This window comes from Rhizobium sp. AQ_MP (assembly GCF_014237835.1).
Lineage (GTDB): Bacteria > Pseudomonadota > Alphaproteobacteria > Rhizobiales > Rhizobiaceae > Allorhizobium.
The window spans coordinates 32,755-49,000 of the sequence record NZ_JACJVI010000010.1 but is presented as its reverse complement, the minus strand read 5'-3'; the positions used below and the strand labels follow the sequence as shown (position 1 = coordinate 49,000).

The 16,246-nt window shown below is 62.2% G+C and carries 12 protein-coding genes; 6 read left to right on the top strand and 6 right to left on the bottom strand.

The annotated features are described in order from the left end of the window. Positions 1–93: 93 nt before the first annotated feature. Together carB and H6M51_RS15385 are read right to left on the bottom strand one after the other, a co-directional pair. Positions 94–3,576 carry a carbamoyl-phosphate synthase large subunit gene (carB, locus tag H6M51_RS15390; RefSeq protein ID WP_185810699.1) on the bottom strand — a complete coding sequence of 1,161 codons (3,483 nt, stop codon included), beginning with the start codon at positions 3,574–3,576 and terminating at the stop codon, positions 94–96. Between the two features lie 214 nt (positions 3,577–3,790). After that, on the bottom strand, positions 3,791–4,738 hold the full coding sequence (locus H6M51_RS15385; protein ID WP_185810698.1) for a phosphatase PAP2 family protein: 948 nt from the start codon (positions 4,736–4,738) through the stop codon (positions 3,791–3,793). A gap of 156 nt (positions 4,739–4,894) precedes the next feature. Here H6M51_RS15385 and H6M51_RS15380 point away from each other — a divergent pair, with 156 nt between their 5' ends. Next, entirely contained in the window at positions 4,895–5,620 is a 726-nt protein-coding gene (locus H6M51_RS15380) for a DUF1868 domain-containing protein (protein WP_185810697.1), read from the top strand. Between the two features lie 68 nt (positions 5,621–5,688). Here the strand turns inward: H6M51_RS15380 and H6M51_RS15375 are convergent, their stop codons facing one another. Next, the gene (locus tag H6M51_RS15375) at positions 5,689–8,064 is read right to left on the bottom strand and encodes a methyl-accepting chemotaxis protein (protein ID WP_185810696.1); all 2,376 of its coding nucleotides are present in this window, start codon (positions 8,062–8,064) and stop codon (positions 5,689–5,691) included. 207 nt (positions 8,065–8,271) lie between these two features. Between H6M51_RS15375 and H6M51_RS15370 the strand changes: the two genes are divergently transcribed. After that, the gene (locus H6M51_RS15370; protein WP_185810695.1) at positions 8,272–9,756 is read left to right on the top strand and encodes an amidase; all 1,485 of its coding nucleotides are present in this window, start codon (positions 8,272–8,274) and stop codon (positions 9,754–9,756) included. Positions 9,757–9,766: 10 nt separating this feature from the next. Here the strand turns inward: H6M51_RS15370 and H6M51_RS15365 are convergent, their stop codons facing one another. Continuing rightward, on the bottom strand, positions 9,767–10,792 hold the full coding sequence (locus H6M51_RS15365) for a zinc-dependent alcohol dehydrogenase family protein (protein WP_185810694.1): 1,026 nt from the start codon (positions 10,790–10,792) through the stop codon (positions 9,767–9,769). A 174-nt stretch (positions 10,793–10,966) separates the two neighbouring features. Here H6M51_RS15365 and H6M51_RS15360 point away from each other — a divergent pair, with 174 nt between their 5' ends. Beyond that, positions 10,967–11,635, top strand: a complete 669-nt coding sequence (locus H6M51_RS15360) for a glutathione S-transferase family protein (RefSeq protein ID WP_185810693.1) — start codon at positions 10,967–10,969, stop codon at positions 11,633–11,635. Positions 11,636–11,641: 6 nt separating this feature from the next. Here the strand turns inward: H6M51_RS15360 and H6M51_RS24965 are convergent, their stop codons facing one another. Further along, a complete protein-coding gene (locus H6M51_RS24965; RefSeq protein ID WP_185810692.1) occupies positions 11,642–12,454 on the bottom strand; it encodes a LytTR family DNA-binding domain-containing protein in 813 nt (270 codons plus the stop codon). Between the two features lie 105 nt (positions 12,455–12,559). Between H6M51_RS24965 and H6M51_RS15350 the strand changes: the two genes are divergently transcribed. Then, positions 12,560–13,057, top strand: a complete 498-nt coding sequence (locus H6M51_RS15350) for a DUF2306 domain-containing protein (RefSeq protein WP_185810691.1) — start codon at positions 12,560–12,562, stop codon at positions 13,055–13,057. Positions 13,058–13,146: 89 nt separating this feature from the next. Then, a complete protein-coding gene (locus H6M51_RS15345) occupies positions 13,147–14,073 on the top strand; it encodes a neutral zinc metallopeptidase (protein ID WP_185810690.1) in 927 nt (308 codons plus the stop codon). 13 nt (positions 14,074–14,086) lie between these two features. Here H6M51_RS15345 and H6M51_RS15340 read toward each other — a convergent pair whose 3' ends face one another. Then, a complete protein-coding gene (locus tag H6M51_RS15340; protein ID WP_185810689.1) occupies positions 14,087–14,566 on the bottom strand; it encodes a DUF2938 domain-containing protein in 480 nt (159 codons plus the stop codon). Between the two features lie 243 nt (positions 14,567–14,809). Here H6M51_RS15340 and H6M51_RS15335 point away from each other — a divergent pair, with 243 nt between their 5' ends. Then, positions 14,810–16,222 carry an MATE family efflux transporter gene (locus H6M51_RS15335; RefSeq protein WP_185810688.1) on the top strand — a complete coding sequence of 471 codons (1,413 nt, stop codon included), beginning with the start codon at positions 14,810–14,812 and terminating at the stop codon, positions 16,220–16,222. The last annotated feature ends 24 nt before the right edge of the window (positions 16,223–16,246 follow it).

Genomic DNA, 16,246 nt, shown 5'->3' with positions numbered 1-16,246 from the left:
CAAAACGCAAGATCGCCGCATCCACGAATGCGGCGATCTTGTCGTTTCAATGCTTCGTCAAGCTGCTCAGAAAGCGGCTTACCTATCTCCGCCTCAGAAGTAGCTCTGAAGCGGGCGAACTTCCAGCTGGCCGCCCTTCAGCGCCCGGATGGCTTCGGCAGCGGCAAGCGCTCCGGCCATGGTCGTGTAATAGGGTACCTTCTGCATCAGGGCAGCGCGGCGGAGCGATTTGGAGTCCGAGATCGCCTTGTTGCCGTCGGTCGTGTTGATGACCAGCTGGACCTGACGGTTGCGGATCGCGTCTTCGATATGCGGACGGCCTTCCAGAACCTTGTTGATCTTCACGGCCGGAATGTCGTTTTCGGCGAGGAAGCGCTGGGTGCCGCCGGTTGCCAGAACCTTGAAGCCGATCTGGGTGAGGATCAGGATTGCCGGCAGGACGCGGGCCTTGTCCTCGTCGCGGACGGAGACGAAGACCGTTCCGTCACGCGGCAGTTCGACGCCAGCGCCAAGCTGGCTCTTGGCAAAGGCCAGCGCAAAGTCTGTGTCGAGGCCGATGACTTCGCCGGTCGAGCGCATTTCCGGACCGAGCAGCGTGTCGACGCCGGGGAAGCGGGCAAACGGGAAGACGGCTTCCTTGACGGCGATGTGGTTCAGGTTGCGCGGGTCCGGCTTCTTGCCATAGGCAGCGATCGCTTGGTCGAGCTTCTCGCCGGTCATGACGCGGGCTGCGATCTTGGCGATCGGCGCGCCGATGGTCTTGGCGACAAAGGGCACCGTGCGCGAGGCGCGCGGGTTGACTTCGAGCACGTAGATCACGTCATCCTTGATAGCATACTGGACGTTCATCAGGCCGCCGACATTGAGCGCCTTGGCAAGCGCCGTCGTCTGGCGTTCCAGTTCGTCGACGATGTCCTTGGAGAGCGAACGGGTCGGTAGCGAGCAGGCACTATCGCCCGAGTGAATGCCGGCTTCCTCGATATGCTCCATGATGCCGGAGACGAAGACGTTTTCGCCGTCGCAGAGTGCGTCGACATCGACTTCGATGGCGTTGGTCAGGTAGCTGTCGAAAAGCAGCGGGTTCTTGCCGAGCAGCGTGTTGATCTGGCCGGTCTTGTCGTTCGGGTAGCGCTGCTTGATGTCCTCGGGCACGAGTTCCGGCACGGTGTCGAGCAGGTAATTCTGCAGCATGCCCTCGTTGTGGATGATCTGCATGGCGCGGCCACCCAGGACATAGGACGGGCGCACGACCAGCGGGAAGCCGATTTCGCCGGCAACAAGGCGGGCCTGCTCGACCGAATAGGCGATGCCGTTGTTCGGCTGCGTCAGGTCGAGCTTCATCAGGAGCTTCTGGAACCGGTCGCGGTCTTCGGCCAGGTCGATCATGTCGGGGGCGGTGCCGAGGATCGGGATGCCGTTCTTCTCGAGCGCTTCGGCGAGCTTCAGCGGGGTCTGGCCGCCGAACTGGACGATGACGCCGACGACTTCACCCTTTTCCTGCTCCGCGCGCAGGATTTCGATCACGTCTTCGGCCGTCAGCGGCTCGAAATAGAGACGGTCGGAGGTGTCGTAGTCGGTCGAGACGGTTTCCGGGTTGCAGTTGACCATGATCGCCTCATAGCCGGCATCCTTCAGCGCGAAGGCGGCATGGCAGCAGCAATAGTCGAACTCGATGCCCTGGCCGATCCGGTTCGGACCGCCACCGAGGATCACGACCTTCTTGCGGTCGGAGACCTGTGCTTCCGAACGCTGCGCACCGACGAAGGGCGTCTCATAGGTCGAGTACATGTAGGCCGTCGGAGAGGCGAATTCGGCCGCGCAGGTGTCGATGCGCTTGAAGACCGGGCGCACGCCGAGACCGTTGCGAAGTTCCGCGACTTCCTTCGGGCGCTTGCCGGAGAGCGAGGCCAGACGTGCGTCGGAGAAACCCATGGCCTTCAGCATGCGCAGGTTTGCGGCGTCGGCGGGCAGACCGTGCTCGCGGATGCGGGCTTCCATGTCGATGATCGCCTTGAACTGGGCGATGAACCACGGATCGATCTTGCAGCCTTCGTGGACTTCTTCCGGCGACATGCCGAGGCGCAGGGCCTGGGCAACCATGCGCAGGCGGTCCGGGGTCGGGGTGCCGATGGCCGCACGGATCGCGTTCTTGTCGTCGCCCTGGCCGAGGCCGGGGATCTCGATCTCGTCGAGGCCGGTGAGGCCGGTTTCGAGACCACGCAGCGCCTTCTGCAGCGATTCTGCAAATGTGCGGCCGATCGCCATGACTTCGCCGACCGACTTCATGGCGGTGGTCAGTGTCGGCTCGGCGCCGGGGAACTTTTCGAAGGCAAAACGCGGGATCTTGGTGACGACGTAGTCGATCGACGGTTCGAACGAGGCAGGCGTCGCGCCGCCGGTGATGTCGTTTTCGAGTTCGTCGAGCGTGTAGCCGATGGCGAGCTTGGCGGCGATCTTGGCGATCGGGAAGCCGGTGGCCTTCGATGCCAGAGCGGAAGAGCGCGAGACGCGCGGGTTCATCTCGATGACGACGAGGCGTCCGTCCTTCGGATTGACGGCGAACTGCACGTTCGAGCCGCCGGTCTCAACGCCGATCTCGCGCAGAACCGCGATCGAGGCGTTGCGCATGATCTGGTATTCCTTGTCCGTCAGCGTCAGCGCCGGGGCAACCGTGATGCTATCACCGGTATGGACGCCCATCGGATCGATGTTTTCGATCGAGCAGACGATGATGCAGTTGTCCGCCTTGTCGCGGACGACCTCCATTTCATACTCCTTCCAGCCGAGCACCGATTCTTCGATCAGGACTTCGGTGGTGGGCGAAGCGTCGAGGCCGGAATTGATGATTTCGTAGAATTCCGAGCGGTTGTAGGCAATGCCGCCGCCGGTGCCGCCGAGCGTAAAGGACGGGCGGATGATGGCAGGCAGGCCGACATGGTCAAGCGCCTGGGCGGCAATCGCCATGGCGTGGGCCATGTAACGCTGCTTGCGGTCGGTCTCGCCGAGGTTCCACTGGTTTTCCAGCTCGTCGAGCGCCTTGTCGAGCGCGTCGCCGGAGAGCTTGGCGCGCAGTTCCGCGCGGGCGGCCTCATGCGTCTTGCGGTCGGCGTCCTTGATTTCGGTCGCATTGGCGAGCATCGACTTCGGGGTCTCGAGGCCGATACGGGCCATGGCTTCGCGGAAGAGGGCGCGGTCTTCGGCCATGTCGATGGCAGCCGGCTTCGCGCCGATCATCTCGACATTGTAGCGGTCGAGCACGCCCATTCGTTTCAGGGAGAGCGCGGTGTTCAGCGCCGTCTGGCCGCCCATGGTGGGGAGCAGCGCGTCGGGGCGTTCCTTGGCGATGATCTTGGCAACGACTTCCGGCGTAATCGGCTCGACGTAAGTGGCGTCGGCCAGGCCCGGATCGGTCATGATCGTGGCCGGGTTGGAATTGACCAGGATGACCCGGTAGCCTTCTTCCTTCAGCGCCTTACAGGCCTGGGTGCCTGAATAGTCGAATTCGCATGCCTGACCGATGACGATCGGCCCCGCGCCGATGATGAGGATGGACTTGATATCTTGGCGCTTGGGCATGGCTCTATCCGTTCTTGCGCCTGCGCGAAAAACCGGCCTGGGTGAGGGAGGTCACCGGCCGGGCGCAGGAAGATGGTCTTTTCAGGCTAGAAGCGGCTTATAGGGAAATGTTGGCCGGGAAGGAACCCCATAATTGCACCGTCCGACAGGAAAGTTGGGGAGGGTTCTAAGAGGGCTTGGCGGTCCGGTGACAAGCACCTTCATTGCCAGATCGTCATGTGACCTGATCTGCCGGTTGGACCCTGCTCTGCTGTTGCATGATCGGCGCGCTGATCCCGGCCAGTCTTCTTGCCAGCCAGAGTGCCGCGACTGCAAGGATCGCTCCGGCGATCACATCGACGAGGTAGTGGCCGCCATGCGTCAGCGTCGAAACCGCCATGCCTATGTTCAGGACGACCATCGGATACCGCAACCAGGGTATGGTCAACATGCTGACGGCGCAGATGACTGCCGTTGCCGTGTGGACAGATGGAAACGTCAGAATGCCCTGGGCATTGTCCAGCGAGAATAGGAAGCGGGTTTCGTCTCGGACGGCGTGGAACTGTTCAAGAAATGCGAAACCAAACTGCGGGTTGATTGCCTGCAAGGTCGTTCCATCGATCCCATAGGTCACATTGGCGGCGACCGCGGGGAACCAGATCGATATCAAGCATGCAGCGAAACAGACCAGCGCGTAGCTGAGCACCAGGCCGTACGCTCTTGCTGCCTGCCCGCACAGGACGAGGACAAGGGGCAGCAGGACCAGCTGAAACGCGAAGGACGCATAAGACTGCATGAGGAGCCATGCGAGCCAAGGATGACTGTCGACCCACCGGATGAATGCAGCACCATTGAAACCCAAAGCCTGGTCTGCGGCGACCAGGAGTTCATCCGCGAGCGGCAGACTGAGTGACGTTGCCAGATAAGACGCAATCAGTCCGATGACCGAGAGTACTACGCCGATGGACAGGATTTCCATGACCAGGGACCACCGGGTGAAGCCACGCTTTGCGCATATGATCGCGGTGAGGATCAGGATGCCGAGGCTCGTTGCGGTCGGGCGGACCGAGCCATGATCCAACGTGATCTTGGATAGGGATAAGAGCACCGCAATCGCAAGGCTGCTCGTCAACATGACGAGCAGCAGCCATCCACGAAGGTTCGCTGTCTCGCGCGTTAACATCCCCTGCCTCCGTGGCTCCAACTGCATACAGTGTGTGCGGAGAAAATCTTAAGATTGCGTTGGTGGCCTCTCGTGTGTCAGCGGAACGATGCCGTCGTCACATCAGGTTCATGACCGATTGGTACCTGACGGCGCGATCAATCGAGGTTACCGAATTTGCGCGCCGATCTTTCCTCGCTTCCCGCCTACCTTCATTTTGCTTCACTTCGCCACAACCCTGGCCCGATCCCGCATCTTGGTCAGCGCTACGACCGCACAGGTGCGTTCCTGAGGGAGCACGGCAACACTGTGGTCTGCCATCTTGTGGAAGGCTCGGAGACGGAGGCGGTGATCCGTGATGCGCGGGATCGCTTCCGGGGGATGGTTGGCGCTGAGAAGCTTGCGTTTACCGCCGAGAGCAGCCTGCATATGACCCTCTTTCAGGGGATCATCGAGACGCGGCGGGCGCTGCCGTATTGGCCGGCGGATGTGCCGGTGGAAACGCCGGTCGATGACATGACGGCGATCTTCATGGATCGGCTGGCGGGTTTTGCGCCGGGCGAAATCTTCGCAGTGGAGGTAACGCATGCGACGCCCAACGGGTTGACGCTCGCCGGTGTCAGCGAGCGTGATCGGGCGGTCCTCAGGGATTGGCGTGATCGGCTGGCCGATCTGCTCGGCTACCGGCATCCGGATCACGAAACCTACGTCTTCCACATCACCTTTGCCTATATGATCGAACGATTCGACGACGCGACCATGTCCGAATGGGTGCCGTTCCTTAAAGACATCGTCGATACCATCCGTCGCCGTCAGCCTGTGATCGAGCTCAGGGCGCCTGCCTTCTGCAGCTTCGAGGATATGAACCATTTCGAGGAACTGCTGATCTTCCAGAAGGCGTGACGCAGGTCTGAGAAAACGAAATGGCGGGCCAAGGCCCGCCATAGTTTTTTCGTGCAGAGCTGCGCTGATCAGAACTCTTCCCATTCGGCGCCGCTTGGCGCGGGCTTGGCGCCCATGGCGGAAGCGAGCTTGCCTGCCAATGCGCGGGCCGGAGATGCGACCGGACGCTGGACGTCGCTGACCGGTGCGGGACGTGCAGGTGTTGCGGGACGAGCCGAAGTCTGGGTCGCGCTTGCGGTGGAACGTGCCGAGTGAACGGGCGCTGCAGCATGAGGTCTTCCGCCGAGATTGAACTGGGCGAGGCGGGCCGATAGCGCCTGGACTTCCGAGACGAGGGTGTGGGAAGCGGCGTTGGTTTCTTCGACCATGGCGGCGTTCTTCTGCGTGCCCTGATCCATGATGTTCACGGCCGCATTGATTTCATGCAGGCCGGTCGATTGCTCGCGCGCCGCGTCGACGATCGCGTGGACGTTAGTATTGATCTGCTGCACCTCGGCGACGATCGCCGACAGCGCTTCGCCGGTCTGGTCGACGAGTGAAACACCATGTTTGACCTGTTCGCCGGACGCGGTGATCAGCGCCTTGATTTCCTTGGCGGCATTGGCGGAACGCTGGGCAAGTTCCCGGACTTCCTGAGCGACCACGGCAAAGCCCTTGCCGGCTTCGCCGGCACGCGCGGCTTCGACGCCGGCATTGAGTGCCAGCAGGTTTGTCTGGAAGGCGATCTCGTCGATCACGCCGATGATGTTGGAGATCGACTGCGAGGACTGCTCGATCGCGCTCATCGCATCGATGGCCGAGCGCACGACTTCGCCGGAACGCTCAGCGCTTTCCTTGGTGCGGCTGACCTGCTGGCCGGCTTCTTCGGCGCGCTGGGTCGATTCCTTGACGGAGCGGGTGATCTGCGAGAGGGCGGCGGATGTCTGTTCGACCGACGCGGCCTGCTGTTCGGTGCGGCGGGCGAGATCATCGGCAGCCGAGCGGATCTCGTTCGAGCCGTTCTCGATCGTCGTGGCGTTGTCGCGGAAAGAGATCATCGCAGCGCGGAGCTTCTCGATCGAGTCGTTGAAGTTGCCGCGAATTTCGTCGAGCTGGGGCGAGAAGGGCTTTTCGAGCCGGACCGTCATGTCGCCGTCCGACAGGCGGGCAAGGCCAGCGCGCAATTCGTCGACGACGAAGCGGATCTCTTCTTCCCGCGCCTTGTGGCCCTTCGAGCGCTCGACGCGATCGATCTCTTCCTGTTCGTAGCGGGCTTCGGCTGCCTTTTCGAGTTCGACCTTCTTGCGGTTGCTGTCGAGCAGCACGGCGAGCGAGCGGGAGAGGTCACCGAGTTCGTCGGATCGGTTCTGGTCGGTCAGCTCGACATCCAGGCGACCGGAGGCGATCTCGGTGGTCTGGCCGATCACGCGGCTGATGCGGCCGATGAAGCGGCGTGCGAGAAGCCAGCCAACCACGATCAGAATGACAGTTGCGCCAGCAATGACCAGGGCCGACGTCCAGACGGTCTCGGACACAGCGCCAAGCACGGTGGCACTCGGCACGGCCACCACGACATTCCAGACGGCACCCGGGAAGGGTTCGATCGGCACGGCAATCGCCATGCGCTCGATGCCGTCCTTGTCGATCATGGTGCCGACGGAGCGGGGTGACTTGATGAGGCCCTCCCATGCGGCCGCGTCGAGGCCGCTGTCCTTCAGGCCCTTGCCCATGACCGCCTTGTCGGGATGGCTGACAAAGGCATTGGCAGAGGAGAGAAGCGCCACATAGCCATCTCCAAGCGGTCGCTTGGCGGCGAGGTCGGCTGCGGTTTTGTCGAGCTCGATGTCGGCCCCTGCGTCACCGACAACCTTGTCGCCAATCCGGATCGGAACCGAGATCGTCGTCATCAGGACGTCCTTGCCATCGACAGGATAGACATAGGGCTCAACGAGGACGGGTTTGCCCGTCTGAACAGGCAAAAGATAATAGTCGCCGGCGCCGGGCTTGTCGTAGTCGACAAGTACATCAACGGAGATCGAACCGCCGGCTCGGTAAACGTAGGGCATGAAGCGGCCCGTCGCATCGTGGGCTGGCTTGCCCACGAATTCTGCATCCTTTCCGTCGAAGGCGTTCGGCTCCCAACCGGTGTGCAGTCCGATCGACGATGGATAGCTTTCCAGTGTCTGTTTGAGGAGCGCGATGACGTTGTCGCGGTTGGCGATTTCGCTTTCTTTCATCGACTTGATTGCCACGCCAAGGCTCGCGACCATCTGGTAGGCGCTGCGCAGATCCTGCTCTATGTCCGCGGCTGCGTCCGAGGCTGCCGTCTGCATCTTGTCAATGCCGGCGCCGCGGATCGTGCCGTGGCTGATGCCAACCACCGTGGCAGCAACGCCGATGGTCGTCACGACGCCGAGAGCGACTGTCGCGAAGATGTTTCGGCTGGTTGCAGATTTGAAGATCATGGGCCGTTCCCTCATTAGCCTATGGATGCGAAGCGGCGAGCAAGCGCCAGCATGCCGGAGACACTCCGGCGTTTGGGATCGACTTTAGAGCCCTATGGTTAAGTAGGTGTTTATATTCAGGTGAGCTGTTCTTTCCGCAGCTGCTTGATCGACCGGCCGATTGACCGGAAGGTTGGGGAAGACGAGCGAGTCGATCGGGGGAATTGGATGTTCATGGATTACGCGGAGCATGACGGATTGGCGCTGGCTGACCTCATCCGGCGCAGGGAGGTTTCGGCCTCCGAAGTGCTGGAGGCAGCTGTTGCCCGGATCGAAGCGGTCAATCCGCAGATCAATGCGGTCATCCGCCCGCTCTTCGATCGGGCGCGCCAAAAGATAGGCAAGGGGCTGCCTGAAGGCCCTTTTTCCGGCGTTCCCTTCCTGATCAAGGATCTTCTGGCGCAGATCGACGGTGTGCCGACCGGGAATGGCAACCGCCTCTGGGCGACACGCGTGGCGCATGGCAACAGCGAATTGGTGAGCCGATGGGAGCGGGCGGGCCTTGTGATTGCCGGTCGGACCAATACGCCCGAGTTCGGACTGACGCCCTATACCGAGCCGGAGGCCAACGGGCCGACGCGCAATCCCTGGGATCGCACGCGTACGCCGGGCGGCTCGTCTGGAGGTTCTGCGGCAGCGGTCGCGGCGGGCATGGTGCCGATTGCATCCGGTGGAGATGGCGGCGGCTCGATCCGCATTCCGGCTTCGGCCTGCGGCGTCTTCGGGATGAAGCCGACGCGCGGGCGCACGCCGGCCGGTCCCTTTATCGGGGAGGCCTGGTCGGGGTTTGCGGGCGAGCATGTGCTGACACGGTCGGTGCGCGACAGCGCGGCTGTTCTGGACGCCACGCATGGAGCCGATCGTGGCTCGCCGCATCCGCTGCCGCCGCACGAGGGCAGCTTTCTGGCGGCTGTCCACCGAGCGCCCGGGCGGTTGAGGATCGCGGTATCGCGACAGCCGATGCTCGGGAAGGCCGTCGCGCCCGAGGTCGCGGCAGCCTTCGATACAACGGTAAAGCTGCTTGCCGAACTGGGACATGAGGTGATCGAGGCCGCTCCGCCGGTCGAGCGTGAGGCGTTTTCCATGGCCTTCCTCACGGCGCTGGCGGGAGAACTCAGGGCCGATATCGACTTCACAGCGAAGACCTTCGGCGTGAAGATCAGGCCCGGCGATTACGATGCCTCGTCTTTCGGCATGGGTCTTTTGGGCGAGGGTTTCACCGCAGCTGATCTGGTCACGGCGCATCGCTACCTGACGCTCTCTGCCCGCTCGATCCTCGGCTTCTTCGAGGAAATCGACGTGCTGATGACACCCGTGCTCTCGACCTTGCCGGTCAAGATCGGGGCCTTGCAGCCGAGTGCCGTCGAGAAGAAACTGCTGACGGTTCTGGGCTATGTCGGCGGCGGCAGGCTGCTCAAGAAACTCGGCATTGCCGAGCAGCTTGCCGCGCAGACGTTCGAATTCATTCCGTGGACACCTGTCTTCAACGTCACCGGCCAGCCGGCCATGTCGGTGCCGATCGGCTGGTCGACCGAGGGCATGCCGATCGGCATGCAGTTCGTCGGCCGATTTGCCGATGAAGACACGCTGTTTTCATTGGCGGGCCAGCTTGAACAGGCGCGCCCGTGGAAGGACAGGCGCCCGCCGCTCTGACAGGTCTTGCTCAGAGGCCGGGGACGACGAGCACCTTCACTTCGCCCGGCTGCGGCGGGTTGCGCACGACGTCTGGGGCCTCGTCCAGCGAGACCCGGCGCGAGATCAGTTTGCCGACTTCGATCTTTCCCGAGGCGATCAGGTCGGCTGCGCGGCGATGGGTAAAGGGATTGAGGAAGGAAGTGACCAGCTTGACCTCGCGGAAGAGCAGGTCGAAGGGCTCGATTGCGACCTTTTCGCCTTGAGCCATAACGCCGAGAATGACGGCGGTCCCGCCCGGACGGACGAGCTTGGTTGCCTGAACCACGGTTTCCCCGACGCCGGCGCATTCGAGCACGACGTCCACACCGCCTGGAACCAGACCTGTCTCTCCCGATATCTGCGCAAGCACGTCTCCAAGGGCTGGATCGACACTGTGTGTCGCGCCAAGGTCTTCCGCAAGCCTGCGGCGTGCGGCCTGGCGTGTGACGAGGATGACCGTCGTTGCGCCGGCAAGCCTGGCAAGCTGCACGGTCAACAAACCGATCACGCCGCCGCCAAGCACGACCACGGATGAACCCGTCTTGATGTCGGCGAGATCGATGCCGTGGATACAGCAGGCGAGCGGTTCACAGAATGCGCCATGCATCGGGTCGAGATTGGCCGGCAGAAGGAAGGCCTGTTTGTGGGGAATGACCACATAATCGGCGAACCCGCCATCCCGATGGATGCCGATGGCCCTCAGATTCCTGCAGAGATTGACCCGCCCGTTGACACATTGGCTGCAGCGGCCGCAGGCGATGTTCGGGTCTCCGGTGACGCGGTCACCGACGTTGAAACCCGTCACTGCGCTGCCGACCTGTTCGACGATCCCGCTGAATTCGTGGCCGAGCGTGACGGGCGGGGTGCAGGGAAACTCGCCGTGGTAGAGATGTCTGTCGGTACCGCAGACGCCGCAGGCCTCGACGCGCACCAGGAGATCATCTGTTCCGGCCGCCGGTTTCTCAACCTCCCGGGTGAACAGTTTGCCCGTCGCCTCCAGCCGCATTGCCTTCATCTGTTACTCCTCCCAAAGTATTGCGGTCAAACTTGCATGCAGGCGCTGGGCTGCCAAGTGGTTCGCGCGTGCAGACCACCGCTTTCCCCGTCGATTAAGTTGCAGGGCGCGGGTCGACGGCGGTGCGTGCTGCCGCTAGACAGTTCCAGCAACGACAATGGAAGGCAGTCTCCAATGATCACCGTGCACTATCTCGACAACTCGCGCGCCCATCGCATTCTCTGGCTGCTTGAGGAGCTCGGGCTGGACTACCAGGTGAAGATCTATCATCGCACCAAGGACTATCAGGCGCCGAAGGAACTGAAGGCGGTGCATCGGCTCGGCAAATCCCCCGTCATCGAGGATGGGGGACGTGTCGTGGCCGAAAGCGGCGCGATCATGGAATATCTCATCGAAACCTATGGCGGGGAGGGCTTGAGGCCTGCCGCAGGGACCGAGGAGCGGCTGCGCTATCGCTACTGGATGCATTATGCGGAGGGCTCGGCCATGCCGCTCCTGGTGATGAAGCTGATCTTTTCGCGCATCCCGGGGCAGGTGCCGTTCTTCATCCGGCCGGTGGCCCAGATGATCAGTCAGGGTGTCTCGCGCAAACTGCTCGATCCGCAGCTTTCGGACCATCTCGACATGTGGATCGATGAGGTCGCCAAGGACGGCTGGTTCGCGGGCCGGGATTTCTCGGCGGCCGATATTGCCATGAGTTTTCCGGTCGAAGCCGGCATGACGCGCATTGCCCAAGGCAAGGATCTGAGCGTTCTGCGGGCCTGGACGGAGCGGATCCGCGCGCGGCCGGCCTATCAGCGGGCGCTGACGCGTGGCGGGGACTACGGTTACGCCAAGACCTAAGAGGCTTCAGCGGTTGCCAAAGCGGCGGCGGACGGCCTCGGCAAAGCTGCGGCTGACGGGGATCTCGGCACCGGACTTAAGGCGCAGGATCATGCGGCTGCCGCTCTTTTCGAGCTTTGCCACATGGTCCGCTGCCACCCAATGGGAGCGGTGGGTCTGCAGGCCATCGGTCGCGCCGATTTCGCGCAAAGCATCGGAAAAGCGAAGCAGAATGAGCTGCCGGCCCCGCGAGGTGGTGACGACGGTGTAGTGATCCTCCACGCTCAAGTGGAGCAAAGCACCGCGTATCTCGGGCTTGAGGCGGGCGATCAACGGCGGCTGTCCCGAGAGGTTGATTGCTGGTTTCGGATCCGTCGACACGGCTTGGCCATCTTGAGGTTCAGCCACTCCGTTCGACATCGTCAGATGGGTGAGCAGGCTGAAGAGAACCGAAAGCGGCAGGCAGACAAGCAGCTGCTGACCATAGGACGCGAGGGTCGGCGTCGCGCCGATCCACGACCAGCGGACCAGTTCCACCACTGACGCGACGAAGGGCGCGGCGATCAGGGCGTTGATCGTCAGGAGCAGCGGCGTGCTCACCAGGCGCCCTGCGAGCCAGATCTCCGCGAGCGTGATGATCAGGATCGCGACGGTCCAGGCCGCACCATGCAGCAGCGTCCAGAAGGCCGCCCGCTCGGCAAGGCCCATGTCGTGCATTGTGCCCGAGGGGCCGACGGCGACAAAGACCGCAACCACGATGGCGAATGTTGCCCAGAGACGCGGCGAGCGCATCAGCGATGTCCATTCACGAAGCGCAGACTGCAAGACGGTGCTGTTCACGTATTTCTCTCGACATCGACGGCAAGGCGTTTGCCATGCGGACCGCCTGGCGCGATCAGCACGACATCATCCATTGAAACCGTGCACCCGTTCAAGGCAAGTCCCATGTCGTTTTCTCTCCTCCTGAAGGCCGCACCCGCCATCCAGATTCATGTCGCCACCGCTTTCCTCGCCCTGTTGCTTGGAGCCTATCTGCTGATCGCGCCCAAGGGGACGAAGACCCACAGGATGCTTGGGCGGATCTGGATCGGCGTCATGGTGGTGACGTCACTCTCAAGCTTCTTCATTCATTCGCTGCGCCTCTACTTTGGTTTCAGTCCCATCCACATCCTTTCGGTGATGACGCTGATCGGCAGCTGGCAGGCGGTGGTTGCCGCGCGGGCCGGTCGTATTGCCGAGCATCGACGGCATGTTGGCAATCTCTATTCGCTGGCGCTGCTGACGGCCGGCGCCTTCACGCTTCTGCCCGGTCGGCTGATGCACAAGCTGCTGTTTGGCGAAGGGCAGGGGCAGGTCCACCTTCTGGCGATCGGAATGCTGCTCGTCGTCGTCGCGCTGTTTCAGTGGTGGTTGAGGCAGGGAGGCCAACGGCACAAGGCATGATGGCTTGTGAATATGCATCATTGCTGGTGTTGCGGAACAGTTCGGCTATCTTCTCATTGTCAGGGGCAGATGTGAGAGGGAACAACAGCATGGAATGGCGAGGTCGTCGACAATCCGACAATATCGAGGATCGGCGTGGGCAATCCTCTGGAGGGGGCCTGGGCCGCAATCCCTTCGGCCGTTCCGGCATCCAGATCCCGATGGGTGGACGGCGTGGTGGGGGCTTAAGCTTCGGAACGATCATCTTCCTCGTCGTCATCTATTTCGTGCTCAAGGCCATGGGCATCGACATGCTGCAGGTCTTGGGTGAGGGAAATGTCGGCGGCGCCGGCTCGAGCTATGAGCAGCAGATCGGCGAGCGACCGTCGGGCCAGGCTAGCGATGAGACCACGGCCTTTGTCCGCACCGTGCTCGCCGAAACGGAGACCACTTGGAACGCGATCTTCTCGGCGTCCGGCGAACGATACCGGGAGCCGACGCTGGTGCTTTTCGCGGGCTCGACCTCTTCGCCCTGCGGGCAGGCTTCCTCCGCCACAGGCCCGTTCTATTGCCCCGCCGACAGCAAGGTCTATCTCGACACCGAGTTCTTCGATCAGCTTGAGCGGCAATTCGATGCGGCCGGTGACTTCGCTCAGGCCTATGTGATTGCCCACGAGGTCGGGCATCACGTCCAGAATCTGACGGGCGTGCTCCCGGAGTTCAACCGGCAGCGTCGTTCCATGGGGCAGAGGGAAGCAAACCAGTTGTCGGTGCGCGTCGAATTGCAGGCGGATTGTTATGCCGGCATCTGGGCCAAGTCGGCGGACAAGGAGGGCATCCTCTCCGACGGCGATCTCGAGGAGGCGCTGAATGCCAAGCAGCAGATCGGCGATGACACGCTGCAAAAGCGCAGCCAGGGCTATGTCGTGCCCGATGCCTTCAATCACGGAACGTCGGCGCAGCGGATGAAATGGTTCAAGCGTGGCTATGAAAGCGGCGATGTCGGCGCCTGCGATACGTTCTCGGGCGCCATCTGACGGGGTGCTTCGGTTATGCGATGAGGAGCGCCGTGGCCCAGAGGCCGAGGCCGAAGACGGTATGTGCCGCAAGATTGAGGGCCCGGACCTTGTTCGGGTTTGGCGTTTTTGACGCTGCCCAGCCGAGCCCAAGCCCCGGCTGCAGCAGGAACCAGCCCGCGGCGACGGTGACGAGCCCCCAGACCCAGGCCGGGAGCAGGGTGGGGGACGCCAACCAGGCCGGGCCGACCATCAGGGTGAGCATGATGCCATAGGCGATCCCGACGGCGTAATGGGCGATCCAGCCGAGCGCAAGTTCCTGGCCGTAGGGTTCGGCATCGGCGATGCTTTGGTGAAAGATCCGCCCGTTCTTCAGGTGATAGAACCAGCGGCCGACGGGTGCCCAATTGGGCTTGGGCTGCCTGAAGACGGCTGTCAGCACGACGGCCCAGAGGTCCATGGCAAGCGTTGCGCCGGCGCCGATCAGCGCCCCCTTCCACATCAAGTCCAGCATCCGTTTCTCGTCTCCTGCGGTATGAGGCCTGACCTTAGACCGGGAGCAACAACCGCGAAAAGGACTGTTCGGCCCCGTAGCGACTTCTCCCTGCCACTTATTTCATCAATTTTGGTGAAGTTTCGACCAAAAATTCTGCACTTTGGTGATTTCGTCTTGTCTGATGGCTCGTCCGCACTTATCCATCTGCGACATGCCGCTTGCCAGTTCTTGGAAGCGGCTTTTTTCGTTGAGATTTAAGTCATGCATGCTGATGCTGTTACGTTTGAGACCCGCACAGCCGCCCCCCAGGGCGCCGGAAGCTGGTCGTGGCATATTCGCGCGACGCTGTCGCTTGGCATACCGCTGATCGGCGCGCAGCTCGCACAGCTCGGCATCCACACGACGGATGTGATCATCGTAGGTCAGCTTGGTGCGGTTTCGCTCGCGGCGATGGTGCTCGCGGGGAATTTTTTCTTTACGATCTTCATCTTCGGATCCGGGTTCTCGATGGCCGTGATGCCGATGGTGGCCCAGGCCTATGGCAGAGGCGACGTGGTTTCCGTGCGCCGGTCTATCCGAATGGGTATGTGGGTCGCGATCCTCTACCTGCTCCTGACCATGCCGCTTTTCTTTAATGCCGAGGCCATCCTGCTTGCTTTCGGTCAGAAGCCCGAAGTGGCAAAGCTTGCGGCAGATTATGTCTTCATCACTCAGCTCGGTCTTCTGCCGGCACTGCTGTTTGCCGTTCTGCGTGCGCTTGTCAGCGCAACCGGCAGGGCACGGATCGTGCTTTGGATCACGGTTGGGATCCTGATCCTCAACGCCATTCTGGCCTATGCTCTGGTGCTGGGGCATTTCGGATTGCCGGCACTTGGCATGACGGGTGCCGCGATCGTCGCCGTCATCGTCCAGTGGGTCAGCCTGATTGCGATGGTGATCTATATCCAGACGCGCGAGGAGACGCGTCGCTACGAGCTCTTCGTCCGGTTCTGGCGTCCCGACTGGCATGCTTTCCGTGAGGTGGTCATGCTCGGCCTGCCGATCAGCGTTACGGTTCTGGCGGAGGTGAGCCTCTTCAGTGCGGCTGCCCTGCTGATGGGACGGCTCGGAACGATTGAGCTCGCCGCGCATGGCATCGCGATGCAGCTGTCGTCGATTGCGTTCATGCTGCCGCTTGGCCTATCCCAGGCAGCGACCGTGAGAGTTGGCTTGGCCCATGGGAGCAAGAACTATCCGCAACTGGTGCGGGCCTCGATCACGGTTGTTTCGATCGCCGCACTGATTTCATTTGCCGGCGGCCTCCTGTTCCTGATCATGCCAGGGCCGCTCGCCTCGCTGTTCCTGAACGAGAACACGCCGGATGCCGCAGCTGTGCTTGCCTATGCCGGGCCGCTTGTCATCATCGCGGGTTTGTTCCAGCTCGTTGACGGGCTGCAGGCGATCGTTGCCGGGCTTCTGCGCGGGCTGAAGGATGCACGGGTGCCGATGATTCTGGCGCTCGTTTCCTACTGGCCGATCGGCTTTTTCCTCGCCTGGCTGATGGCGTTCCCGCTCGGCGTCGGCGGCATCGGTATCTGGTATGGCTTCTGCGTGGGATTGGTCAGTGCGGCCGTCATGCTGAGCCTTCGGTTTTACCTGAAAGTCAGGCGGGAAATGCAAACGGCCCGGGTTTGATCCCGGGCCGTGTCATTCCATCAT

Bases quoted from the DNA above. Each gene is read 5' to 3' on its own strand.
- H6M51_RS15340 (WP_185810689.1), bottom strand. From the start codon at position 14,566: ATGCTGGACTTGATGTGGAAGGGGGCGCTGATCGGCGCCGGCGCAACG.
- H6M51_RS15335 (WP_185810688.1), top strand. From the start codon at position 14,810: ATGCATGCTGATGCTGTTACGTTTGAGACCCGCACAGCCGCCCCCCAG.
- H6M51_RS15345 (WP_185810690.1), top strand. From the start codon at position 13,147: ATGGAATGGCGAGGTCGTCGACAATCCGACAATATCGAGGATCGGCGT.
- H6M51_RS15385 (WP_185810698.1), bottom strand. From the start codon at position 4,738: ATGTTAACGCGCGAGACAGCGAACCTTCGTGGATGGCTGCTGCTCGTC.
- H6M51_RS15360 (WP_185810693.1), top strand. From the start codon at position 10,967: ATGATCACCGTGCACTATCTCGACAACTCGCGCGCCCATCGCATTCTC.
- carB (WP_185810699.1), bottom strand. From the start codon at position 3,576: ATGCCCAAGCGCCAAGATATCAAGTCCATCCTCATCATCGGCGCGGGG.
- H6M51_RS15375 (WP_185810696.1), bottom strand. From the start codon at position 8,064: ATGATCTTCAAATCTGCAACCAGCCGAAACATCTTCGCGACAGTCGCT.
- H6M51_RS15370 (WP_185810695.1), top strand. From the start codon at position 8,272: ATGTTCATGGATTACGCGGAGCATGACGGATTGGCGCTGGCTGACCTC.
- H6M51_RS15365 (WP_185810694.1), bottom strand. From the start codon at position 10,792: ATGAAGGCAATGCGGCTGGAGGCGACGGGCAAACTGTTCACCCGGGAG.
- H6M51_RS15350 (WP_185810691.1), top strand. From the start codon at position 12,560: ATGTCGTTTTCTCTCCTCCTGAAGGCCGCACCCGCCATCCAGATTCAT.